Origin of the sequence: Bacillus paranthracis (assembly GCF_024296885.1) — a bacterium.
Taxonomy (GTDB): Bacteria; Bacillota; Bacilli; order Bacillales; family Bacillaceae_G; genus Bacillus_A; species Bacillus_A paranthracis.
The window spans coordinates 134,052-158,765 of sequence record NZ_CP101136.1 but is presented as its reverse complement, the minus strand read 5'-3'; the positions used below and the strand labels follow the sequence as shown (position 1 = coordinate 158,765).

Below are 24,714 nucleotides of genomic sequence, written 5' to 3'. Positions count from 1 at the left end.
CTCATTAGGAATTTGGGCTGTTTTTATGATGGGACATACTTTCGCCTTTTGGAACGGATATTTTCAAATGATAACCATTAACGAAAGAATGATATGTTATAATTTTCATAATATATATGCAAAGAAGGGATGGAATGAGCACACAAATTAAGGTAACACCGGAACAATTAGAACAAGCTGCTAAAACAGTAAGAAATACGAGATCATCATTAGAATATATACATAAAGATTTATACTCTCAAACTGAATATATAGCTTCTCAGTGGAGCGGAGCAAGCAGTGATCGTTTTTATCAGATGTTTAATGAAGCAAAGCCAATGATGTTTAACATCTTGCAAGAATTAGATAAAATAGCAGTAGAATTAGAACGTGCAGCTGTTAAATTCCGAGATGCAGATGAATTGTATGGTGGAAATTTAGCTGACCATGATATTCAAGAAGGTGCCATGTGTGGAAAACTCCCTCCAAAATCAGAAGAGTCATTTTTCAATAAAAAAGATTTAAATGCTGCATGGACTGGTATTTCTACTGGGTTTGTAGATGGTGCAGTGGATGCGTGGGAAGGACTGATATCCTTAGGTGATAAAGAAACCTGGCTGAATATGCAAGATGCAATTGTAAACTATAGGGAGACTATTCCTGCTGCATGGAACACCGTATCAGATACGTTTATGAATAAATTTTGGAATGGGGATCTGGAAAGTAGAGAGCATTATGTAGCTTATGGTATAGCAACGTTAGGGCTCGGGCTTCTGGGGGATAAGGGTCTTAGTAAAGCAGGACAAGTTGGGAAGGTAGCTGCTATTACAGGTTTTACTAAAGGAAAATCACTTGTAATTAATTCTCCGACATATAGAAATGCATTACATATATTAAACAATTATGAATTCAAAGCTGGAAATCATCTTTCATATGCGGGAGTCGGTAGTATTAAACAGTACTTGCAGAAAGCAGCTCCATATACTTATGAAGGTAAAAATGGTCCAAAGACAATTAGTTTAAGAATGGGTGAGTTAGCTGGAAATAAACATCCAGTTTCAGGTATACCATATGACTTAAATGGATTCCCTATTTTCGATGCTTTTGCTGAAGTAAAATTAAAAGAAGTTGACTTTAAAAAATCAAGACCTACTCATGATAGAATATGTAATAAGCTGTTATATGAACAGATATTAGAAGATCCAAAACTAGCAGCTAAATTTACAGCAGAAGAAATTGAATTATTTAAAAATGGTCAGAAACCCAAAACATATACATGGCATCACCATCAGGACACAGGAAGAATGCAGCTTGTAGACGCGAAATTACATAAGCAAACTGGTCACACGGGTGGGTATAACATCTGGGGGAAAGACGGAGAAAAATAGGGAGGTTTATTAATGCATAACATTGTATGGGTTGGTGTAAGTAATGAAAAAGTAACAGATCATGAAATCGAACAAGTAGAAAAATATTTTAACATTAAACTACCTAATGATTTTATTGAATGTGTGAAGAAATACGATGGAGGTTACCCACGTCCTAAAATATTTGATGTACCAGGACAAGATGAAAATGTATTCAATGATTTATTGACCTTCCATATAGAAGATGAGTATTCAATTGTAAAAAATTATGAAGATATAAAAGAAGAATTATTAGACAATATATATCCTTTCGCAAATGATCCTTTTGGGAATTTCTTATGCTTTGACTATCGTAATAATTCCGCATTACCAACAATCGTATTTTGGGACCATGAAGAAGAGGACATGGAAAAAGCAATATATCCTGTTTGCTCAACATTTACAGAATTGCTTGCTAGTCTACGTGATTTTGAAGAAGAAGATTGAGGGAACTAAAAAAACGGTCTAGAATTCTAGACCGTTTTTTTATGATTTACTAATTTTCCAACCATCATCCGTTTTCTCTAGTTCAATTACGATTACCTTATTAGGGGTCCCGTCAGGAAAATGCGGATTTACAACGCTAAGCCTATTTTCCTGACGATTCCCCCATTTTTACAACGTTAAGAAAGTTTTAATGGTCTTAAAGAATCTAACGAGACCACTTTCTCCGAATTAAAATGATATTCTCCTAGTAGATTAATATGTTCCCAACCTAGAGGCGACATATGGTGTAATAATTCTTCATTAAAACTACCAGACTGTTTTTGATATTCAACTGCTTTAGTTAGATGTAAGGTATTCCAAATACTAATAGCATTGATAATGATGTTTAAAGCACTGGCTCTTTGCAATTGATGTTGTATAGTCCGTTCCCTAAGCTCACCTTGTTTTCCGAAGAAAATAGCTCTTGCTAATCCGTTCATGGCTTCTCCTTTATTTAATCCCCTTTGTATTTTTCTTCTTAATGATTCATCCGATATATAATTCAAAATAAAAATTGTTTTTTCTATTCGACCCATCTCACGTAAGGCTATAGCCAAGCTGTTTTGTCTTGAATAAGATCCTAGTTTCCCCATAATAAGGGATGCTGAAACTGTTCCTTCTCTTATTGAGTGAGCTAATCGCAAAACATCCTCATAATTTTCTTTAATGACCTTTGTATTTATTTGTCCACGTAAAATGGCTTCTAATTTTGGATACTCACTTGCTTTATCTATTGTAAATAATTTTGAGTCTGCTAAATCTCTTATTCTTGGGGCAAATTTAAATCCTAATAAATGAGTCAGTCCGAATATTTGATCTGTGTAACCAGCTGTGTCTGTATAATGCTCTTCTATGTTTAAATCCGTTTCATGGTGCAACAAACCATCTAAAACATGAATCGCATCCCTTGAATTAGTATGAATAATCTTTGTGTAGTAAGAAGAGAATTGATCACTAGTAAAACGGTAGATGGTGGCTCCTTTTCCAGTTCCATAATGTGGGTTTGCATCTGCATGTAGTGATGAAACACCTAACTGCATTCTCATACCGTCTGATGAGGATGTTGTACCGTCTCCCCAATAGGAAGACAATTGTAATTTGTGATGAAAATTTACTAATACGGCTTGGGCTTTATTCATTGCATCTTCATACATGCGCCATTGAGATACATTGGCTAATTGCTTATATGTAAGTCCGGGTGTTGCTTCAGCCATCTTGCTTACACCTATATTCATTCCCATTCCTAAAAGGGCAGCCATAATAATAATCGTTTCTTCTTTATCCGGTTTTCGATTATTGGAAGCATGAGTAAATTGCTCATGAAATCCTGTTATATAAGCAATATCCATCAGTAAATCGGTTAATTTTATTCTTGGTAGCATCTGATAAAGGCTTGCACTAAACTTTTTTGCTTCTTCTGGTACATCTTTTTCTAAGCGTGCAAGTGACAGCTTTCCTTTATCAAGAGAAACTCCATCTAACTTGTTGGAATTGGCAGTTAACCACTTTAACCTTTCATTAAGGCTGCTGGTTCTCTCCGTTATATAATCTTCGAATGATAAACTAACTGATAATCTCGTATTCTCTTTCGTTTGATTCCATGTAAATTCGGAAAACAAATATTCCTCAAAATCTCTATATTGTCTGCTGCCAACAATGGAAACATCTCCTGCCCGAACATGCTCCCGAAGTTCTGTTAAAACAGCCATTTCATAGTAATGACGATTGATTGTTGTACCATCATTCTCGTATAAACGCTTTTTCCAACGTTTTGAAATAAAATCCACAGGTGAGTCATCAGGTACTTTTCGTTTTCCGGATTCGTTCATTCCTCGGATAATCTCTACAGCTTGTAAAAGTGGCTCATTTGCCTTTGTAGAATGAAATTCCAACACCCTTAATAGCGTTGGCGTATATTTTCTTAGTGAATAAAATCGTTTTTGCAGTAAGTCTAAATAATCATAGTCAGCAGGACGTGCAAGCTCCTGGGCTTCTTCGACCGAAGAGACAAAAGAATTCCATTCAATAACGGATTCTAAAACCTCAAAAACGTCTAATTTTTCCTGTTTTGCTTTGATCAAAGCTTGTCCGATGTTCGTAAAGTGTATAACTTTCTCATTCAGCTTTTTACCGTTCAGTTTCTGAATTTCCTCTTGAGCCTTACGACCTTTTGATAAGAGACTAAGTATTTGTCTGTCATGAATTTCAAAAGCTTTATCCGTCAAATCTTGATTAAGATGTAATAAATAGACGGTTAGTATTGAATATCGTTTATTTTCCTGAAAATCACGGAATGCATAAGGTTCATATCTTGAACCCAAGCGAGACAGCTGTAACAGGCGATTGCGGTGCAAATGATTAATTTGCACCGTTTCTAATTCCATTCCTCGTATGTATTCGAGTCGTTCTATTACTTTTAAAAAGGTTTCGGGTGAAGGATGTCCCGGTGGTTCTTTTAACCAACCCAATATCGTTTTATTGGATTCTGACGAATGCTGCAAGGTAATAATATCTTCAAGTTTTTCTTTTTGTTCATTTGTTAGGGATTGACTAACCGTGTTAAATAGCTTCTTTTCAGCCATTGCCCTTGCTTCCCACACTATTCTTTCAAGTGTAGTGATAGCAGGCAGTATGATTTTGTTTTTTCTTAGAAAATCTATGCATTCATGTAGTAGATGAATGGCATCACCATTTTCCAAAGCCAATTGATGTAGGTGCTTAAATGTCATTCTATATTCTTTCAGAGTAAAAGTTACTAGTTTATATTCAATTCGAATTTCTTTCAAATGATCCCAAAGTGTATTGTCTCTTTGAGGATAAAGCTTTAGCGAGGATGGACTAGCACCGATTTGTTTTGATATATAATGTATGACTGAATCCGGGATGTTTTTGATATGAGTGTATGGCCAACCGGGATATCGAAGAACAGCTAATTGAACGGTGAACCCTAAACGGTTTTCTTCTCTCCTTCGCTTATTGATAATTTCTAAATCCCGTTTGGAAAAAGTGTAGTAGGTTCCTAGCACCCACTCGTCTTCAGGAATTTGCATAAGGACCTGTCGCTGTTCCGATGTAAGCAATTCTCTACCTCTCGCAACTTTCATACAGTATCATCTCATTTCTGTAATTGTTCAGTTAATTAGTTCAATTATAAATCAATAGAGTGTACTCTATTGATACAATTATAGTAGACTGATAAAATCATAGTTAAGAGTGTCTCATAAGACTTATCTCAAAAATGAGGTGATATTTTGCGGAAAATTGGTTATATACGTGTCAGTTCGACTAACCAAAATCCTTCAAGGCAATTTCAGCAATTAAACGAAATCGGGATGGATATTATTTTTGAAGAAAAAGTTTCTGGTGCAACAAAGAATCGCGAGCAACTTCAAAAAATGTTGCAGGATTTACAGGAAGGCGACATTATTTATGTTACAGACTTAACTCGGATCACTCGGAGTACGCAGGATTTATTTGAATTGATTGATTTAATACGAAGGAAAAAGGCAAGCTTAAAATCACTCAAGGATACATGGCTAAATTTATCAGAGGATAATCCATACAGCCAATTCTTAATTACAGTAATGGCTGGTGTGAACCAATTAGAGCGCGACCTTATCCGTATGCGTCAACGTGAAGGGATTGAGTTAGCAAAGAAAGAAGGAAAGTTTAAGGGGCGTTTAAAGAAGTATCATAAAAATCACGCAGGGATGAATTATGCAGTAAAACTATATAAAGAAGGCGGCATGACTGTAAATCAAATTTGTGAAATTACTAATGTATCTAGGGCTTCATTATATAGAAATCTATCGGAAAGAAACAAATAGTTTGTCCTGATTCTATCAAAAGGTGTATTTTTTCACCAACATTTTTAGGCATGAAATGTCGGTAATTATTATCTATTTTGTTTTAAAGTAAATATTGAAAGGGAGTAAACTTATGGATTGGCTAGAAAGAATGAACAATGCGTTAAACTACATTGAAAATAGCCTGGATGAAGAAATAGACTACAAAGAGATTGCAAAAGCAGCTAACTGTTCTGAGTTTCATTTTTCAAGAATGTTCTCTTCAATCTCAGGTGTATCGCTATCAGAATATATTAGACGAAGACGGTTAACACTTGCAGCATTTGAAATTCAAAAAAGTGATATTCGGATCATCGATGTGGCAATTAAATATGGTTATATTTCTTCTGATACTTTCTCACGTGCTTTTCAAAAAATGCATGGGGTAACCCCTTCCAATGCTCGTAATAGAGGGGTACAGTTAAAAGCCTTTCCCAAAATTTCCTTTCAAATTTCTATTAAAGGAGATACCGAGATGGACTACAGAATTGAAAACCTTGATTTTGAATTAAGAATTGTCGGAAAAAGCAAGCCAGTAAAAACAAGCAGAGCATTTAAAACAATCCCTACGCTTTGGAACACTGCGAAAAAAGATGGATTTATGCAAGAACTAGTAGATATGTCATGGGAAAATCCAAAATGCACGCTTGAAAGCCTTCTGGGGGTTTGCGGAAAAGAAGCTGCCATCACAGATGAACAATTTTCCTATTTCATGGGCGTAAGATACGATGGGGAATCCCCAGAAAATATGGAGACGCTTATTATTCCCGCAAGTACATGGGCAGTTTTTCCGAACATAGTGGATGCATGGAAACGTTTATATTCCGAGTGGGTCCCTACCTCCGAGTATGAACTTGCAAATTTACCGTGTATAGAATGTTATTACGGTCCGAAGCATAAACCAAGACACGAACTCTGGGTCCCTGTTATCCCGAAGTAAATTACATATTCAGTAATAGAATGCTGTTTATGGAGTAACGAAAAAAGAGCCTAATTTCTCAATTTAGGTGATGGGAAATCAGGCTTTTTATATTGGAAATTCCTTATCGTTGTAAATCCGCATTTTCCTGACGCCACCCCGTTATGTACGCGTCAGTTCGACTAGCCAAAATCCTTCAAGACAATTTCGGCAATTGAACGAAATTGGAATGGATATTATTTATGAAGAAAAAACTTCAGGAGCCACAAAAGATCGTGAACAACTTCAAAAAATGTTAGAGGATTTACAGGAAGGTGACATTATTTATGTTACAGATTTAACTCGGATCACTCGAAGTACGCAAGATTTATTTGAATTGATTGATTTAATACGAAATAAAAAGGGAAGCTTAAAATCACTTAAGGATACATGGCTAGATTTATCAGAAGATAATCCATATAGCCAATTCTTAATTACGGTAATGGCTGGTGTTAACCAATTAGAGCGAGACCTTATTCGTATGCGTCAGCGTGAAGGAATTGAGCTCGCAAAGAAAGAAGGGAAGTTTAAAGGACGGTTAAAGAAATATCATAAAAATCACGCAGGAATGAATTATGCAGTAAAGCTATATAAAGAAGGAAATATGACTGTAAATCAAATTTGTGAAATTACAAATGTATCTAGAGCTTCTTTATATAGAAAGCTATCGGAAGGAAAAAAATAAGCATTCATTACTTATATTAAAAATTTCCGGGGATTGTGAAACAACGTACCTAACCAAGCAGGCTATTTCTATAAGGAAGTATCAATATTTGTTTATCTAACTAGGCACGATCATCAAAGGGTTCCGAGTACATTTTAACGGAGATATACGCTAAACTCAGATTTAAAGCAAGGCTGTATTTTCCGAGAACACTTTATAAAAAACAACCTTAGTCAATCACAAACGAAGGTTGTTTTTATAAAGTCATGGTCTAATTAAAACAATTGCTGTCCCAAGAGCATACTTGAGACTGAAAAGGCACCAGCAGGTGGTAAAACATTAGTATATATGGGAGGTCCCAAACGGGGTGTAAAGGTTGTAGCAATCCAATTTCCATATTCACCAGCCAGCAAAGAGGGAGGTTTCATTATAAACCGTCCACTTAAAACGAAATGCCGAATGCTTATAGCGGTCTCATCAAATATTGTCAAGTTGCCAAAAAAGGAGGCATATGGTGAATCGAAACTTATTTGTTTAGCGCTTTCGTCCCAATACCCATTAATCGGAATAGGTATACCACGAAAATTAACTGTACCTACTACTTTGTTGTCTACAATGGAATCAATGGTAAGTATACCTCTAATAATGGATCTCCCCGCAATAGAAGCATCAATCCCCCATACGGATGGAAAGGGGATACTAACTTTGGCTGTCTTTGGAATTTTCAAAATTAACCTCTCCTTGATTATTTTATGTATGGATTGAGTTGTATTTAATCATAATCCTGTAGTAATGATACAGTATATGCACAGAGAATCACTTAGGTGTTTTGTTAAGAAAGAAGCATCAATAATCAATCAGCCTACTGTCTAGATGAAAAGAGTTTGCCTGACCCACGAAAAATATGGAACATTAATTCCTGCTGCTCATACATATGGTCTCGCATTTGGAAAATTTCTTAGCTTTAAAATAAATCATCTGATTCAATGAAATGTAATGCCTATCATCACCTATTTTTATATGTACCTCAGACGAATTCCTATACCTCCGTTACTCTTCGATCATATTGTATTTGTACGAGGTGGTGTAAAATGTTTAAATTATATTTAGATCCTGGTCACGGGGGAGTGGACCCAGGAGCTATTGGCAATGGGATGCAGGAAAAAGAAATTACCTTAAATATTTCCCATAGCATCCGGAATCTCTTGGAAAACCATTATGAAGGCCTGCAAATTAAAATGAGTAGAACAGCAGATATTACGCGCAGCTTGAAAGAACGTACAGATGATGCGAATGCTTGGGGTGCAGATTATTTTCTATCCATCCACGTTAATGCATTTAACGGTTCAGCTCATGGGTATGAAGATTATATTCATAACAGTTTGTCTGATTCATCGAGAACAGCGTTAATTCGGGACATTATGCATGAAGAAATTGTCAAAGTAAATAACTTGCATAACCGTGGTAAAAAAAAGGCCGATTTCCATGTACTGCGAGAAACCAGAATGCCCGCTTTATTAACGGAGAACGGATTTATTGATCATGCAAGCGATGCCCAAAAATTAAGAGACCCGAATTGGCGGCAAGCGGTTGCCCAAGGGCATGTTAATGGGTTAGCACGCGCGTTTAATTTGAAGAGAAAATCGACTAATCTGAAAAGCAATATGGCTATTAAACGTGTAATTGTTGACGGTGTGCAAGTAGGTGCTTACGCAGAAGAAGAAAATGTGTTGAGAACTGTAAAACGCAACCTGAGAACAGCACAAAGGATTATTATTGAAAATGTGTAGTTTCGTTGGGAAAACGGTTGCTTGACTGCGAGCACCTTAAAGTTTTATCAAAATGGATAACTAGGCTGGATGAACAAAATATACGCTAAGCCTTTGATGTGACGGGCTTAGCATTTTTTTCTTGCTCTAAGTTAGTCCGGCCGATATAAGCCAGGACTAGCTTAATATCAGATGAATAGAACGAAGTTGTTGAGGGAATTATAGGGGTACAGCCAACATTTCGGAAGTTTTGTACGCTAAGCGAATTTTAACTAAAAAAAGTCGAATTCCTGTACGCTAAGGAACCGACTTTTTTTAACTGACTTGTTCAACTAAACAAGCTACCGTTTGAAATAGAACTTTATACTTCACTATTAATAAGGATTTCACAAGTTAAATTAAGTTAGAATCTTTCCATATTCTTATACAATTAACTAAGGTTTTTTTTTGGAAAGAAAGTTTATATATATCTGGCATAGCAAGCTTCTTCCAGAATTCAAAATCGTATTGTTCATCAAAATAATTCATCATTAGTACCATAATATTTCCATGTGTTCCTACAACAACATTTTTGCCTTCATATTTATCTAAAGCCATTTCAATGCCTTTAATTCCTCTTTGTTGGGCACTCTTGTTTGACTCTCCACCTTCCCAAGAAAAATCAGGGTTGTCCCAAACCTTTCTAATTGCTTGCTCAAAATCATTAACATCTTCCTTCGTTAGCTTTCTTTCTTTAAATTCATCTACAATTTGAATCTCCCTGCCCAGTGTTAATGCTATTCCTTCAACCGTTTGTATAGCCCTTAAATATGGACTTGAGATAACATGATCAATGTTTTCTTCTCTTAGTAACTCTTTGACTTTGTAAGCATCTTTTAGTCCTTTTTCTGATAAGGGTCTTTTTAATTCCTCTGGTGTGTAAGTAGAATGGGCATGTCTAACCAAATACAAATTTGTTAGCATTGGAACCTCCTAATAATATGTATAATTATTTATAAATCCTTTTTTGTGGAATCACTCCTCTAACACCACCTGTGGGGTCATTAATATCGTTAAAGTATCTTGGTATTAAGTGTATGTGACAATGAAAAATCGTTTGACCTGCTGTCTCCCCACAATTCACTCCAATGTTGTAACCTTCCGGTTTATACCTTGAATCCAATAATGATTTACTTCTCTGAAAACAACGGTGGTAAAATCCCTAATAACAACGGTGTGAAATTCCCCAATAATAACGGATAATTATCTCAAAAACAACTTGGAGTGTAGAGAGATAATGATCAAGGATGGGGAATTTTTTATGATTAAAGAGTATCACTCAAAAGGTTGGACTCAGATTGCTATAGCAGAATTAACAGGCTTTGATCCAAAAACAATACGAAAATACTTAAATCAAAATGAGTTACCAAAGAAAAAAAAACAACCTCACGGTAAATTGAAAACAAGCCTTTTAGATCCATATAAAGACTATTTATTAAGACGGTTAAAGGAAGGTACCACTAACTGCGAAGTGCTTCTTGAGGAAATTCAATCTATGGGTTATCCAGGAAAGATGACTATTTTAAGAGATTTCATCAGACCTTATCGCCAGAAACCAAAGAAACAATCGAGTATCCGTTTTGAAACACCTCCTGGAAAGCAAGCACAGATGGACTGGGCAGAGATTGGAGAACATGAGGTTGATGGGAAGAAACAAAAGCTTTATGTATTTATCATCGTTTTAGGTTACTCCCGTATGAAATACATGGAAATTACAAATACGATGAATATGGAGCAGCTAATGAAATGCCACATGAATGCATTTGCCTATTTTAACGGCGTTCCTGAACACATACTCTATGACAATATGAAAACGGTAGTCACCTTACATAGTCCAACACAAATACGTTTTAATCGAAAGTTCGAAGAATTCCTAGCTTACTATGGAGTTGTTCCGAAAGCGTGTAAACCAGCAAGACCACAAACCAAAGGGAAAGTAGAAAGTGCGGTTGGTTACCTTAAGAAGAATTTTCTGCAAAGAAAACAAAAGAATACACTTCATGAGATGAATGAGATGTTAAGTGGATGGCTGGACAAAGTGGCCAATAAAAAACCGAATCAAACGACGCTTGAGCCACCTCTACAGCGTTTTGAAGAGGAACAAAAACACTTATTACATTGGAATACGAGACCCTTATTCCCAATAAGTAAATGGAAGGTTACTTACGTAACGGAAAGCAGCATGATTTCTTATAATGATCGAAACTATTCGGTTCCTTATCGTTATAAAGGGATGGAAGTAAAGGTGAAGGAAACTCTTGATCATCATTTAGAGATCTATTTTGATCTAGAGTGCATCGCTACTCATCCGATTATTTCTGGGATCAATAAATCATTAACGGATATCAACCACATAAAGAACATAAAAAAAGAGCCAGATGTGACACAAAACGGTTTGGCGACCCGTCACATTCAGCCCTCTAATCATGAAGTGGAACAACGTTCACTTCACGTGTATGAAGAACAATTAAAAGCTGGTGATCACAAATGAACGCACAACTTATAACTGAACGTCTTAAGAAAGTTGGCTTGGTTTACATAGCCAATCAATTAGATGGCATCCTAGAAGATGCCTCTAAACATAATGTAACATATTCTGAATTTCTAAACACCCTTCTTCAACATGAAATTGAACACAAAGAAGGTGCAGCACTAGAAACTAGAATAAAGAAATCAAAGCTACCGTTTCACAAGACTATCGAAGACTTTGACTTCTCATTTCAACCAAGTGTTAGCGAACGGCGTGTAAAAGAAGTAATAACTGGTCGTTATATTGAGAATGGAGAAAATATCTTATTATTAGGACCGCCAGGTGTTGGTAAAACCCACTTGGCGATAGGTTTCGCTATCGAAGCACTTCGTCAAGGATACACAGCTTACTACACCCGGGCCGATGATTTCATTACTTCCTGCCGCAAGGCAGAACAAAGGGGAACCACTTCTCGCCTGGTCCGATCGTTAAGTAGGTGCGATGTACTCATAATTGATGAAATGGGATACTTTCCGTTTGATGAGTTAAGTGCAGATTTATTCTTTCGTATCATTTCAAAACGTTATGAAAAAGGGTCAATTATTTTAACCTCTAACAAATCGTATATTGAGTGGGGGAAAATATTTGGCGATGACGTCCTAGCAACAGCGGTTTTGGATAGATTGTTGCATTACTCCACAACTTTCAATATCAAAGGACAATCATTTAGACTTCGTGAAAAGCAAAAAGCCGGCATACAACCGGCCGTTAATTAGTAATAGGGAATTTTGGACCGCTGAAATTAGGGAAAATAGAACCGCTGTTGACATCTCAATACTAATTTATCTATTGAAAGTTTTTCTTCAATAGTTAAACCAAAATAATCCTCACAGTGTCTCTTCGGTACTATTAACATATGACCTTTATTTACTGGGAATTTATCATAAAAACATTTAGCTTTATCATTTTCAAATACAACACTTTCAATATGGCCTAGTCACAGGGTTGCTGCTCTAGTCCGTCAGATGATTTACATAAAATGTAATTTCTGCAACCGACTTACTGAGGCAACCCTATAGCGCCTTGTCTAAATACCTATACAGCGTGGTCTTACTGATACCAGTCGCCACTGTAATTTGCTTAATTGTATAGTCTTTACTCTTATACATCTTAACAGCCATTTCCACTTTATCTTCTTTCTTAGTAGGTCTCCCACCTTTCTTTCCTCTTGATCTTGCTGCTTGAAGACCAGACTTTGTTCGTTCAGGGGTCCCGCCAACCAAATGACATAAAACCCACGTTAAGACATTTTTTGGAATTCAAATCCTTGATTTAGGTACGCTAAGGGTTGTAACTAAAATGAATATTTTTGCTATAGACGGCAATATTAGGGTGAGTACCAGCGAAGCTGTCACCATTTGCAATAAGGATACGTTAAGATTACAATAAGTTGTTTAAGTTTAACACTTACAATACGCATATCCACCGTACTGTTTTAGATTGATAATATATATTTTCATACTTAGATTCCATTATTATGTATAATAAAGTTAAAAAAATAATGACGCCACTTATGGAGAGTGTATTATGTCAAAAAATGATTCTACCAATTTCGTTTTACATGCAAAAAGTGACCAATTTTACTGGGAAGGAATTGGCCAACTGTCCATAAAAACATTTTCAAATGGTAAAGCCCATTATAAGACTAATAAAGGCATGTTTGCTGTTGAAGAAAGTAGATACCTACTCCTTAATAAAGGTTCATACACAATTTCAATTGATGAAACGAAGGATGTGGAATCTTTTTGTATTTTCTTTAAAGATGGGTTTGAAGCCGAGGTCTTTAATTCATTAAAAGAAACAAACGATAATCTTCTAAACGATCCATTTATGGATACGAGTTCTATTGTTTTTTTTGATAAAACCTATCATAAAAATAATACTTTATCTTTTCAACTTGAAACTTTCAAACATATTTTACCTAGTCTCGAAATTAATTCTGTTGGTTATGAGGAACAATTTCATAAGTTAATGCAATATATTTTGAATGAACATTTTAATACATACAAGGAAGTTGAATCTTTAAGTGCAATAAGGACCTCTACACGTGAAGAATTATATAGAAGGATATGTATAGCCCATGATTACATAAGAGCTTATTATGACAAAACTATTAAATTAAATGACATTGCACGAATTTCTTGTCTATCTCCAAATCATTTATTAAGAACATACACACAAATATATGGTAAAACTCCTCATCAGCATATTTCAGAGTTTAGAGTAACAAAAGCAAAACAACTATTATCAGAATTAAGTAATAATATGACCGATATAACCTTTAAACTTGGATTTCAAAATCCTGTATCCTTTAGCAAAATGTTTAAGCAACATGTTGGCATATCTCCTAAAGAATATCGAAAAAAGGTGATATTGGATAAGAAAAATTAGGTAAAATAATTTATCCTTTTAATAATAAGATATTTTGAAGGGAGCAAATTTTTATGGAAACTAATATAATCCAAAAAATTGGACAAATTGGAGTACCTGTAAAAGATTTAAATAGAGCACTAGATTTTTATAAAGAAAAATTAGGTCTCTCACTTTTGTTTAACACTAATAGTATGGCATTCTTTGAATGCAACGGATTGCGTCTCATGTTAACACTTCCAGAAAAAGAGGAATTCGCTCTTTCAAGTTCAGTAATTTATTTTGAAGTAAATAATATTAAAGATACTTATGAACGCTTATTAGGTAAAGAAGTTACTTTTATCGACGAACCACATGTTGTAGCTAAAATGGGACAAACAGAAACATGGATGGGTGTTTTTGCCCATCCCCCCGAAAAGGTGGAATAAGGAGTACCTCACTGAAAGATTAGGGAAGTACTCCTTAAACATCGCTTACTCTGTTTCCGATATTACGTTTAATTGGGCTAATTCTTGAATAATTGCATCCAAATCAACAGACTCTTGTTGTATATTAAACTCGTATCTTCCATAGAAGTTAATATGTTGCCATGCAACTGGGGATATTTTTTTCATAACATCCGAATCTAGAGCCTTTGTTTCTCTGTAAGCCAACATATTAGATAAAATACTGGCATTGTAATAAATAATGCAATTGGAGAGTAAGCGACTGCATTCGCCCCAAATATGTTGATCATTTTCATTTTTGAAACGTAATTTTCCAAAATTGGCAAAGGATACTGCTTTGCGTAATTTATGATAACTTTCCCCTCGATTTAATGCCTTTTGAACATTCCGGCGTAAAGGGGGAGAATCAATATAATCCAAAAAATATAGACTTCTTATGATGTTATCGTACTCCCATAAAGCACGTTTGGTTTTGTTCTTCCGTGCATAAGCGCTTAGCTTACCAATAATAATGCTTTGTGTGGTTGTTTTAACTGCAAGGGATAACATAATTCGTTGAATATTTTCCCATTCCTCTATAATAAGATTCGTATTAATCTTTCGAACTGGCTTGATCAGGTTATCTCCATATTGGCTTGGATGTTTGAATCCGTAAAGAGATTTGTTGACCTTATCGTGAATATCCTTGTAGCGAGGCGCAAACTGATAACCAAAAAAGTTCAGGATAGCAAAATTCACTTCATTGGTTCCATGTGTATCCGTGGAATGCACATCAGGCTGAATATCAGTTGTGTTGTTAAATAAAATATCAAATACATAATGACTTTCATGCTCATTGGCCCCAATAATTCGAGCATTAACAGGGATATGGTTGGCTACCATTGTGTAGGAAACAATCCCTTTACCAAGACCAAAGTATTTAGGTGAATGACGGGAATTAATGGTATTGATTCGAGTCTCAACTTTCTGCCCGTCACTACTAGAATGAATCGTCTCCCCAATGTCATAATGTTTAAAGATTGGGAGTTTGGCTATTGCATTACTGATACAATCATTCGCTTCTTTTAAAGTCTCCAGACGAATAAAGTTATCAGATGTGGCAGCCAGTAACGGATAGCTAATATCAGAAATTTCCCCCATTCTCCCTAACCCCATGTTGGTTCCCCAAGCAATCAGACAGGCGACAAGAATTCGATTGTCTTTATTCTGTTTGGCATAACGTCCCAAGATGTGCTCAAATGAGTCAAGGAATTGACAGTGCTGTTGAACAAAATGCAAGACACTCCTAATGTCTATTTGCTTTAATGTATCGTAGAATGAGTGATTAATAGATTCTGTGTCACGAGTATAAGGTAATGTCCATCGGGTATGTGAACCCCGTTTTTTGATTTGAAGATGCTCATTTTTCCCAGATGAAATACTCTGGTTAACTTTAGTAATGCGATCTTCTAATCGCTTCTCAAGCTCCACTAAATGACTATGAATGGGTTGGTTGAAAATCGTCAGACCAGTGTCAGCGATCAACATTTCTTTCTGTTCCCATTGACGATCATTGATCAGGTCATCCTCAAAACTGCGAAATCGGATACTATCACGACAAAAAATATCTCCTGCTTCCAAACGGTTGCGTAGGAGGCGATAGACTAAAAATTCATATCGATCTGCTAAAATTGTTTTTTGTTCATAGATATAACGCTTCACACCATCGGATATGAAACCATTTGGCAAATCATCTGAGTGATATTGTCCTAACGCTTTATTCTTATTAAAAGCAGTTTTCATAAAATTCACTGCTTTAATTAATGGATCATTTGGTGAAGGAGCTACGAAATCAACCTGCAAAAATATAGGTCTTAAATAACGTTTAAATCGTCGTGCCTGCTGACCAATATGTTCCCATTGGAAGGCAGTTTCATCATATTTTATATTTGTAGTAATCTGTTTGGCTACGGATTCCAGTTTCTGACGTTCCAAAATAGTAAATGCACGGTCTTGAATATCCCTAAAGGGAGTATTGGCAGGAATATGATCATCAGTGAATATTTTAAGCAGTTCCCCTGCTTTTTTGATGTCTTGATTACTCTCTGTATAGCACTCGTAAACTCGTTCTTTTGCTGCTAATTTAGCTTCATCTGCATACCCCCTTACACTATATATGAGGGTATTGATCAGGTTGTCATGCATCCGTTGATAACGATGGGATACAAAACATAACAAATAGACATAAACAATCCATACATTCAGCCGTTTGAGCTTGTAGACAGAGTAGTAACTTACTAATGAAGCATAGTACTTGATGCTTTCGTTGGAAATACCTAACTTTGGTAACAGTTCTTGAGCAAGGTAATATAAATGCTGTATTTGTTTACCACGATTCATTTCAAGCTTTATTTCAGTGGCGCTAAAGTCTTTCGGTTCGTGTTTCAGTAGTGTTATTTCATACAGCCCTGAAGAATCTTCAAGTAATCGATCTAAGGATTCCATATCATTCTGTTTTAGATGATCCTGCATCAATGAAATTAATCGGTTTTGCTCATGGGTTATTGCCTGTCCTGTCATATCTTGCATAAAACTATAGCCAGGAACAACAATGCAGTTTTCAGACAAATAATTCATGATTTCTCGAAAGATGTAAATCGGCTTACCACAAAACGCCGCAGACTTTTGAGCTTTTTCCTCCATCTTACGCCGTTCTTCGGCACCGCAACTGTGGTAGTTAAATAATTTAAGAATCAATTGTTGTTGTTTTAACCTAGTGGACTTATCAATTGAACTCAAGTCATCAATTTGACTGTTGTTGAAATGTTCCTTCAGAATATATTGAAGATCCTCTTCTACCTCATGGAGGTCAAATGTAAAAAATAGTTGTCTGGCTTTGAAATAACCCAGTTGTAAAACGAAATAAGCCTTAGATTTGACAGAACGCAATGTGTGTAGCAGCTCTTTCTCTGGCTGTGAAAGAGAAAAATAAGAACAGCGATCTTCGTATGAGAAACCTGGTCTGTCATAAATGATCTTTACTTCATCTTCGCTAAGAATCCTCAACCGTTTTTGGGTAGTTGTATTATTCTCCATATTCATATTCCAATCTCAAATTCCCTGACTACTTTATAAAATGAGTTCTTTTTCAACCCAAGTAAACACATGAACTCAACGCCCGTGATCTCTTTATTTTTCCACTTCGGATAGTGAGAATCTAATAATTGGCGCTGTTCATGGGAAAGGGTCCGTAAATTAAGCTTTGGTCGTCCCAAATGTCTACCTTGAGATTTGGCGAGCGCTATGCCTTCGGCTTGGCGCTGTTTGATTTTTTTTCGTTCTTGTTCGGCCACATAAGAGAGAAGGTTTAGAAACTGATCTTCCATTAACTTTCCGATATCTCCCATCTCTCTATATTTACGACTATCAAATAACGTTTCGTTTTCCAACACGACAATATCTGCTTGAATGTTCCTTGTAATGTGTTTCCATTCATAGATAATCCCTTCGTAATCCCTCCCCAATCGATCTAGGGCATCCAGATAAAGGAGATCCCCTTTCCGCAGGATACGCTTCATCGTCTGGTAGCTGGGGCGATTAAAGTCTTTTCCACTTTGTTTATCAACAAAGATCATTCGCTCTTCGATGCCTAAAGCTAACATTTTTTTGATTTGACGTTCTTCATTCTGATCTGTAGATGAAACGCGAACATAACCGATCTTCACAATGAACTTCCTCCAGAAGATATATTTTCTTCTACTATTTTACTATATTTAGTTTCTAAAGGTATGACGATTTTAGTAAACGTTTATAAAAATATTTTCATAGATTTATAAACGCAAGAACCACCCTTTATTAGACAGGTTTTAAAAGTACACCTTTATAAACAAAAAAGAACCCAAAGAATTGAGTGTGGAATTTTTGCTCCACGTACGGACCATTTAGTTGAACAAGAGATAAATTAAATAGCTAAGGATTGTGAAGTATTTTATAATGATGAATGCTTTTTATTTTAGTCTAAAAATAAGAATAAAAGGGGTTGTTTAAAAAAAACAATAATATATTGCATATGGATAATGATTTATTGTAAAACGATAAATAAGTGAGGTGCATTTTTATGAAACGAGGAACAACTGTTTTTTTAAAGATAGCTGTTTTTCTTATTGGGATTACGGTACTCGCCTTGTGTATATTTTGGTTGCCTTGGTTAGCAAATGATACGGCAGAAATGTTTCCGGAGTTTGCTTTTTTGCAATATCCTGTATTAATCGGTTTGTATGTAACTGTGATACCATTTTTCCTTGCTCTGTATCAAGCTTTAAAACTTTTAAACTACATTGAAAATAACAATGCTTTTTCGGAATTGTCTGTAAAGGTTTTGAAATATATAAAATACTGTGCAATTACAATCAGTATCTTATATTTGATAGGGACCATCGTTCTTATGTCTCAAAACGCCTTACACCCAGGAATAGCAATTATCGGATTAACAATTATTTTTACTTCTGTTGTTATTGCAGTCTTCACTGCGGTTCTTCAGAAATTATTAAAAAACGTTTTAGATATAAAATCAGAAAATGATTTTACGGTCTGAGGTGAAACAGTGGCAATTATAATCAATATCGATGTGATGTTAGCTAAAAGAAAAATGAGTGTAACAGAACTATCTGAAAGAGTTGGAATCACAATGGCTAACCTTTCTATTTTGAAAAATGGAAAGGCTAAAGCGATTCGATTATCAACTTTAGAAGCTATTTGTAAGGCATTGGACTGTCAACCTGGGGATATTCTTGAATATCAAAGTGACATTGACAATCAAGAATCAACCATTTGATAGTTTAAACACATTAAGAAGGAATGTCATAAAATTGTTGAATTTTAACTAATGATAGTTGGCTAAAAGAGAGGAATGGACTAAATGGCTAAAGAAATGTTTGTGCAAATAAGTGATTGTAAACTATATGCTAAATTGATAGGGGAAAATAATGGAAAACCAACAATAATAATGGACGCTGGATATGGAGACTTTTCCAAGGCTTGGGATTCAGTAATTGGGGATATTTCAATGCTCTCTAATGTTCTAATTTATGATAGAGCAGGACTTGGGAAAAGTGAAACAAGTTCAAACCCCAGAACCAGCCGTGAGATGGTAAAAGAATTGAAGGAACTTCTTATTGAAGCCAATATTAAACCTCCGTACATATTAGTTGGTCACTCATTTGGTGGAGTTAATATGCGGATATATGCAACTGAATATCATAATGAAGTTTGCGGACTTGTCTTAGTTGACTCTACGCCTGAAGATTACAGAGAAAGATTTCTCCCAACGATGTCACAAGATTTTCAACAAGCATACAACAAGCAATTTGTTTATGAAGGCAATTATGATGAATTTATGGAAAGTCTAAAGCAATTAAAAGAAACCAGACTTAAATTAAATGTCCCATTAATTGTTCTTTCAGCTGGTAAGAAAGCTCATTATTCAAAGGAATCACAAGAGTTATGGAATGACATGCAGAGAGAGATTCTTGAAATATCCTCAGATGGTGAATTGGTGATTGCTGAAAACAGTGCTCATTTTATACAAAATGATGAACCAGAAGTAGTAGTTAGTGCGATAAAAAAGCTAATTGACATTTTTAAAAATTAAATTGTGGAGGATAATACTTAAACCTTAAACTCCCTCAGTTTAATACGATTTTCTCCCAACCCAAATACTCGCTATCGGGGTGCGTTAGTTTATTAAGTAATTTTATGGAAGAGGTCAGAATTTAGTTATTCCATTAAATGGCGCTATTCTTGCATAAGGAAGCGCCTTTTAACGGGGATTTGTTTTTAGGGAGATCCCTTAATCCACCTTTTCGAGGGGATGGGCAAAAACACCCAAGTTATTTTTATCTATATTGTGTTTATTGTAGCAGTAAATATTTTAGGGAAATCAGCTCTAGCCCAACTTACCCCTCATGATTTTGGAGCGATTCTTTTTTTATCTTAATCGAAAGTTAAAGGAAAGTAGATATCCTTTACCTGAGCTGTTGTCTAATTTAAGAACAACAGGATATCCGGATATTCACGATAATGAATATGCGATTTTGGAAGCAACAGGTGAAATTAGCATTTTTCCAAGAAAAGAATTAGTTCCTATTACTCCAAAAGATTTACATATGAAAGTGGAATACCGCGGATTACCCATAGCCGTTGTCATTGAAGGGAAAGTGCAAAAGCGTAAATTAAAATTTATCAACAAAAATGAAAAGTGGTTAAAGGAAGAACTAAAGGCAAAGGGATATCTTCAAATCAAAGATTTTTTTTATGCTGCTGTTAGAGATACCGATCATTCATTAACCATTAACAAAAAAGATGTTAACGACTAATTTTAAGACGATTTCCTCCCAATATAAATTAATGTTTTCTCTTATTTACTTCTTATTGCATTTACCACTTTCATTTTCCAAATTTATAAAAAATTATACCTATATTTAGGAATTTACCAGATGGTAATTTTCAAAATCACTAAGTCTCTAGTTAGGACAGTGCCCAGATCATTACGCCTTTCTTGATGTCAGAACTTTCCCAACCTTAATTCTCTTTTTTTCGTTCTTAATATCTTATACAAGTTCTTATAAAGGTAGTCCATAATATATAACAGACAATCCCTTCATATTCCATACGTATACTGGTTACATAGTTTGTACATGTTAAGAGTAACAGAAGGAGGGATTCCAGTTGGAGTGGATTTTTTATCTATACCTGTTAAATACGTTCTTTATCTTATTCATAGCAATTTGGGAAGTTCGTCGGCCTGCCAAGGCTTTGAATTGGATAATAATCGTCCTTTTTTTACCTGTCATTGGTTTCTGGCTATATCTTAGCATATCAAACCCTAAGTTTATTCATCGAAAAAGATTGACCTGTTCTAAAAATGAATCTAACAAATTACCTGAGACATTCGGTGCTTCAGCATCGGTAATTGCCAATGCTTTACGGCATTTCACTGTGAATGGGCTTCGAATGGGCCAAGTCCAAGTGTTTAACAATGGGATAGCAAAATATGATCAACTCCTTGTATCCCTGCAAAAAGCCCAAGAAACCATTGATCTGGAATATTTCATCTATCGGAACGACCAAATTGGTAATCGAATCACAGAACTGCTAATCGAAAAAGCATTAAATGGAGTGCAGGTTCGTTTTATGAGAGATAGCTTGGGGAGTTATAAATTCCCGCGTGAAAAAATCCGGCAGATGGTTGAAGCAGGGATAGAATGCAGGACAATATTTCCTCTGCGATTTCCCTGGATTTTGTCCAATTGGAATTATCGGGATCATTGTAAGATTGTGACGATTGACAGAAAGGAATCCTTTACTGGCGGTATGAACGTTGGGTATGAATATACAGGATTAAAGCCAGACGTAGGATTTTGGAGGGACACTCATTTGCAAATTATAGGGGAAGCAACAGGCGACTTGCAGACTGTTTTTGATGTTCATTGGGAAATCGCTGTGCCGGAAAGGATAAAATCAAAAACAAATTTGAAAACAAAATCAGAGGTAACGAAAATCAATTCAATCGGCAGAGCAGATCATTCCAAATGGTCAGCCGAATTGGGATCAGAGTTGAGCACCCTTGATGATAAAAAAATGGACATATCCGGAAAAACTAGGACATTGCATAAAGCGTATATCCATACGTTGGAAGGAAACCCTGGAATTCCTACCCCAGTCATTCGGCAAGCTTACTTTATATGTATAACACAGGCGACCAAGACTATTGATTTAACAACACCCTATTTTGTACCAGAAACGGATATTATCATGGCATTAAAGACAGCAGTAACTCGTGGTGTCCGTGTAAGATTGCTGGTTCCTCGCCACAATAATCAAAAAATCGTGGGTCTTGCAAGCCGTACTTATTACGGAGAACTTATAGAAGCTGGAGTTCAAATCTACCAGTACGACAAAGGAATGATACATGCGAAGGTGTTGACCATCGATGAGGAGATTGCTGCCGTAGGCTCAGCAAACTATGATATGAGAAGTTTTCGCCTGAATTATGAGGTGTGTCAAGTCGTGTACAGTGCTGATGTGACAAGGGAACTCACAGAGCAGTTCGAGAGGGATCTTACTGATTCTGTACCATTAAGAATTGAAGACTTGGTGCAACGATCCCTGACCGAGCGCATTGTTGAACAGGGTGCTCGCGTGCTTTCTCCATTATTATAAGTTGAAAAAACCGGTATTATTTATCTTTCTGATTTTAATTAGCTTACATGTTGTAATATAAATATTTTAAAACATGAGGATTTTTGAAATCGAGTGAAATATAAAATGGAGGAATAAATTTTGGGTGAAGTTTTTTTGGGTTTACTGGCAATCAAAGTCATAGTAGGTTTTGCAACTTTATTTTTTATCATTATCATAACAGGCAGAACATCCATCTATCAGTTAAACCCCGTTTCACTTAGTTTTTGTGTTAGTACTTGGAGATTTTTTAGGAAATAACATTTATGAAGATAAGGTAGGGATTTTTCATTTTTTATATGCCATCGGATTGTGGACGTTTCTTATGTTGGGAATAGAGTTTATGACTCTAAAAAATAAATCGACACGTTCTCTCTTATTAGGCAATCCTAACATCATCATTCGAGATGGTGTTATGGACAGAAAGTTACTTACAAAGAACAAATTGGATGTAAATCAAGTATTGAGTATACTCCGTCAAAATAATGTCTTTTCAGTTCGCGAAGTCAAATACGGTATATTGGAAGCTAATGGGCAAATAAGTTTATTATTAAAATCCAAGTATCAAAAACCAGATCTCAATCTTCCAGAAAGTCCAGTAGACCTCCCAACATCGTTAATTATAGATGGGGAAATTTTATGGGATAATTTACATGAACTCGGATTTGATCAACAGTGGTTAGATAACCAATTAACTACCAATGGATATGATAATGTAAAGCGTATACTTTACGCAGATTGGCGAGAGCGTGAAGGCATACATGTAAGTCCTAAATAAAATTTGTTAGGATAAGAGCACATCAATTTTCTTGGTGAATATAAACTTTAGTCTTCAACAATCAGGCGCTTTAATGAAGTAACTAAAGCCTAATTTTTCACTTATAACACCGAGAAATTAGACTTTTTATATTTTGGTTTCCTTAACGTTGTAAATCCGCATTTTCCTGACGCTACCCCGTTATGAAAAAAATATCCCCAGTTGCATGGCAACATATTAACTTCTATGGAAGATACGAGTTTAATATACAACAAGAGTCTGTTGATTTGGATGCAATTATTCAAGAATTAGCCCAATTAAACGTAATATCGGAAACAGAGTAAGCGATGTTTAAGGAGTACTTCCCTAATCTTTCAGTGAGGTACTCCTTATTCCACCTTTTCGGGGGGATGGGCAAAAACACCCAACTACTTCTCTTCGTCTTTTTACTACTCGTATACTTTTAGACATAATAAAAAAAGAGCCCCCTATCTGAAACGAATTTCAGACGGAAGCTCTCCGCATATGTACTATCATTATCTTCATTTGGTTACACGTAGCACCTTTTTACTATGCGACAATAATTCGCTAATGCCTACGTAGGACGTTTGCGGTTTGTTCCCGCTCAAGTTAAGCGTTAAAAACTCCGACAAACAGCTTTATACCGCACCCTAAAGCACATTTGGTTTCCTTTGTCATATAAGACGTGGTACCGGAAACCACCGCTCTATCCGACTGAGCTATGGGCGCATGATAATAGAAAACACTTCATTTTCTTCTCATAATAATAGCAATAAAATCCATCTAAATCAATAAAAATATCCCCGTAATCCTTTATGACGCTTAGTTATGAGTATATTAACAAAGCACCCCCCTAAATTTTCCAATCATAAATTCACCCCAACTCACAAATTATAATCTTTGAATTGATATTCCAAAGGGGGCTTCATTCAATGACTGTAATTACGAAATTAAAACAAACTGTTTCTGGATTAAAAAGTGCACAAGCTAGCTTAGAGGGATTCGCTCTTGATACGGATAACCAACAAGCTAAGCAACTTTTCCAAACAGCTGCACAGCAAACACAAACGATTATCGATTCTTTAAACCCACGCGTTGAAGAAGTCAAACAAGAAGAACCACAATACTCACAGCAATAACGAATCAGTCTTGCTGTGAAATAGAAAAAGGATGATATGCAGTCATCCTTTTTCTATCACATTACATATTGCAATAGAAATGGAATGA

General features: G+C 35.6%; 23 protein-coding genes and 5 pseudogenes. 19 read left to right on the top strand and 9 right to left on the bottom strand.

The window, feature by feature from the left end; genetic code table 11:
- The first annotated feature begins 134 nt into the window (after window positions 1-134).
- On the top strand, window positions 135-1,367 hold the full coding sequence (locus tag NLJ82_RS27885; RefSeq protein WP_000107156.1) for a WXG100 family type VII secretion target: 1,233 nt from the start codon (window positions 135-137) through the stop codon (window positions 1,365-1,367).
- 12 nt (window positions 1,368-1,379) lie between these two features.
- Window positions 1,380-1,832: an SMI1/KNR4 family protein gene (locus tag NLJ82_RS27880; protein ID WP_000551585.1), complete on the top strand. Its 453-nt coding sequence runs from the start codon at window positions 1,380-1,382 to the stop codon at window positions 1,830-1,832.
- Between the two features lie 39 nt (window positions 1,833-1,871).
- Here the strand turns inward: NLJ82_RS27880 and NLJ82_RS27875 are convergent.
- Window positions 1,872-1,937: pseudogene (locus NLJ82_RS27875) on the bottom strand (DUF4878 domain-containing protein); the annotation flags it as partial.
- Window positions 1,938-2,008: 71 nt separating this feature from the next.
- Entirely contained in the window at window positions 2,009-4,975 is a 2,967-nt protein-coding gene (locus NLJ82_RS27870; RefSeq protein WP_220784094.1) for a Tn3 family transposase, read from the bottom strand.
- 147 nt (window positions 4,976-5,122) lie between these two features.
- On the opposite strand from NLJ82_RS27870, the gene NLJ82_RS27865 reads away from it, so the two are divergent.
- The 3 genes from NLJ82_RS27865 (at window position 5,123) to NLJ82_RS27855 (ending at window position 7,359) form a co-directional block, all read left to right on the top strand.
- Window positions 5,123-5,698 (top strand): recombinase family protein, encoded by a 576-nt coding sequence (locus tag NLJ82_RS27865; protein ID WP_001226074.1) that lies wholly within the window; start codon window positions 5,123-5,125, stop codon window positions 5,696-5,698.
- A 112-nt stretch (window positions 5,699-5,810) separates the two neighbouring features.
- Window positions 5,811-6,656: an AraC family transcriptional regulator gene (locus NLJ82_RS27860; RefSeq protein ID WP_000383881.1), complete on the top strand. Its 846-nt coding sequence runs from the start codon at window positions 5,811-5,813 to the stop codon at window positions 6,654-6,656.
- A gap of 127 nt (window positions 6,657-6,783) precedes the next feature.
- Complete coding sequence (locus NLJ82_RS27855; protein ID WP_033656251.1) at window positions 6,784-7,359, top strand: recombinase family protein; 576 nt, start codon at window positions 6,784-6,786, stop codon at window positions 7,357-7,359.
- 254 nt (window positions 7,360-7,613) lie between these two features.
- On the opposite strand, the gene NLJ82_RS27850 is transcribed toward NLJ82_RS27855, so the two are convergent.
- On the bottom strand, window positions 7,614-8,066 hold the full coding sequence (locus NLJ82_RS27850) for a hypothetical protein (RefSeq protein WP_000701227.1): 453 nt from the start codon (window positions 8,064-8,066) through the stop codon (window positions 7,614-7,616).
- Between the two features lie 363 nt (window positions 8,067-8,429).
- On the opposite strand from NLJ82_RS27850, the gene NLJ82_RS27845 reads away from it, so the two are divergent.
- Window positions 8,430-9,128 carry an N-acetylmuramoyl-L-alanine amidase family protein gene (locus NLJ82_RS27845; protein ID WP_000475617.1) on the top strand — a complete coding sequence of 233 codons (699 nt, stop codon included), beginning with the start codon at window positions 8,430-8,432 and terminating at the stop codon, window positions 9,126-9,128.
- A gap of 372 nt (window positions 9,129-9,500) precedes the next feature.
- On the opposite strand, the gene NLJ82_RS27840 is transcribed toward NLJ82_RS27845, so the two are convergent.
- The gene (locus NLJ82_RS27840; RefSeq protein WP_000957215.1) at window positions 9,501-10,070 is read right to left on the bottom strand and encodes a histidine phosphatase family protein; all 570 of its coding nucleotides are present in this window, start codon (window positions 10,068-10,070) and stop codon (window positions 9,501-9,503) included.
- A gap of 25 nt (window positions 10,071-10,095) precedes the next feature.
- Window positions 10,096-10,278: pseudogene (locus NLJ82_RS27835) on the bottom strand (HIT family protein); the annotation flags it as partial.
- Between the two features lie 105 nt (window positions 10,279-10,383).
- Here NLJ82_RS27835 and istA point away from each other — a divergent pair.
- Together istA and istB are read left to right on the top strand one after the other, a co-directional pair.
- Entirely contained in the window at window positions 10,384-11,637 is a 1,254-nt protein-coding gene (gene istA, locus NLJ82_RS27830) for an IS21-like element ISBce16 family transposase (protein WP_000588560.1), read from the top strand.
- Window positions 11,634-12,392, top strand: a complete 759-nt coding sequence (gene istB / locus NLJ82_RS27825; protein WP_000993737.1) for an IS21-like element ISBce16 family helper ATPase IstB — start codon at window positions 11,634-11,636, stop codon at window positions 12,390-12,392. The genes istA and istB overlap by 4 nt, the downstream gene beginning before the upstream one ends.
- A 26-nt stretch (window positions 12,393-12,418) precedes the next feature.
- Here istB and NLJ82_RS27820 read toward each other — a convergent pair whose 3' ends face one another.
- Together NLJ82_RS27820 and NLJ82_RS27815 are read right to left on the bottom strand one after the other, a co-directional pair.
- Window positions 12,419-12,604 carry an HIT family protein gene (locus NLJ82_RS27820; protein ID WP_078214948.1) on the bottom strand — a complete coding sequence of 62 codons (186 nt, stop codon included), beginning with the start codon at window positions 12,602-12,604 and terminating at the stop codon, window positions 12,419-12,421.
- Between the two features lie 85 nt (window positions 12,605-12,689).
- Window positions 12,690-12,881, bottom strand: a pseudogene (locus NLJ82_RS27815) (helix-turn-helix domain-containing protein); the annotation flags it as partial.
- Window positions 12,882-13,203: 322 nt separating this feature from the next.
- Between NLJ82_RS27815 and NLJ82_RS27810 the strand changes: the two are divergent.
- Window positions 13,204-14,067, top strand: coding sequence for a helix-turn-helix domain-containing protein (locus NLJ82_RS27810; RefSeq protein ID WP_000041618.1), 864 nt, complete (start codon window positions 13,204-13,206; stop codon window positions 14,065-14,067).
- Window positions 14,068-14,120: 53 nt separating this feature from the next.
- Complete coding sequence (locus NLJ82_RS27805; protein WP_000449611.1) at window positions 14,121-14,474, top strand: VOC family protein; 354 nt, start codon at window positions 14,121-14,123, stop codon at window positions 14,472-14,474.
- A gap of 45 nt (window positions 14,475-14,519) precedes the next feature.
- On the opposite strand, the gene NLJ82_RS27800 is transcribed toward NLJ82_RS27805, so the two are convergent.
- Together NLJ82_RS27800 and NLJ82_RS27795 are read right to left on the bottom strand one after the other, a co-directional pair.
- Window positions 14,520-17,567, bottom strand: a complete 3,048-nt coding sequence (locus tag NLJ82_RS27800; RefSeq protein ID WP_012477907.1) for a Tn3 family transposase — start codon at window positions 17,565-17,567, stop codon at window positions 14,520-14,522.
- Window positions 17,568-17,569: 2 nt separating this feature from the next.
- Window positions 17,570-18,196 (bottom strand): recombinase family protein, encoded by a 627-nt coding sequence (locus NLJ82_RS27795; protein ID WP_000690663.1) that lies wholly within the window; start codon window positions 18,194-18,196, stop codon window positions 17,570-17,572.
- 392 nt (window positions 18,197-18,588) lie between these two features.
- Here NLJ82_RS27795 and NLJ82_RS27790 point away from each other — a divergent pair, with 392 nt between their 5' ends.
- The 9 genes and pseudogenes from NLJ82_RS27790 (at window position 18,589) to NLJ82_RS27755 (ending at window position 24,626) form a co-directional block, all read left to right on the top strand.
- Complete coding sequence (locus NLJ82_RS27790) at window positions 18,589-19,065, top strand: DUF2975 domain-containing protein (RefSeq protein ID WP_000820334.1); 477 nt, start codon at window positions 18,589-18,591, stop codon at window positions 19,063-19,065.
- Between the two features lie 9 nt (window positions 19,066-19,074).
- On the top strand, window positions 19,075-19,305 hold the full coding sequence (locus NLJ82_RS27785) for a helix-turn-helix domain-containing protein (protein WP_000974627.1): 231 nt from the start codon (window positions 19,075-19,077) through the stop codon (window positions 19,303-19,305).
- 84 nt (window positions 19,306-19,389) lie between these two features.
- Window positions 19,390-20,121, top strand: coding sequence for an alpha/beta fold hydrolase (locus tag NLJ82_RS27780; protein ID WP_001040756.1), 732 nt, complete (start codon window positions 19,390-19,392; stop codon window positions 20,119-20,121).
- Between the two features lie 219 nt (window positions 20,122-20,340).
- Window positions 20,341-20,845: pseudogene (locus NLJ82_RS27775) on the top strand (DUF421 domain-containing protein).
- A 352-nt stretch (window positions 20,846-21,197) separates the two neighbouring features.
- A complete protein-coding gene (locus NLJ82_RS27770; protein WP_000454745.1) occupies window positions 21,198-22,691 on the top strand; it encodes a phospholipase D-like domain-containing protein in 1,494 nt (497 codons plus the stop codon).
- Between the two features lie 247 nt (window positions 22,692-22,938).
- Window positions 22,939-22,992: pseudogene (locus NLJ82_RS28835) on the top strand (hypothetical protein); the annotation flags it as partial.
- 60 nt (window positions 22,993-23,052) lie between these two features.
- Window positions 23,053-23,487, top strand: a complete 435-nt coding sequence (locus NLJ82_RS27765; RefSeq protein WP_014315598.1) for a DUF421 domain-containing protein — start codon at window positions 23,053-23,055, stop codon at window positions 23,485-23,487.
- A gap of 182 nt (window positions 23,488-23,669) precedes the next feature.
- Window positions 23,670-23,810, top strand: coding sequence for a hypothetical protein (locus NLJ82_RS27760; protein ID WP_000724271.1), 141 nt, complete (start codon window positions 23,670-23,672; stop codon window positions 23,808-23,810).
- A 609-nt stretch (window positions 23,811-24,419) separates the two neighbouring features.
- Window positions 24,420-24,626, top strand: a complete 207-nt coding sequence (locus NLJ82_RS27755; RefSeq protein WP_000216164.1) for a DUF1657 domain-containing protein — start codon at window positions 24,420-24,422, stop codon at window positions 24,624-24,626.
- Window positions 24,627-24,714: the final 88 nt, after the last annotated feature.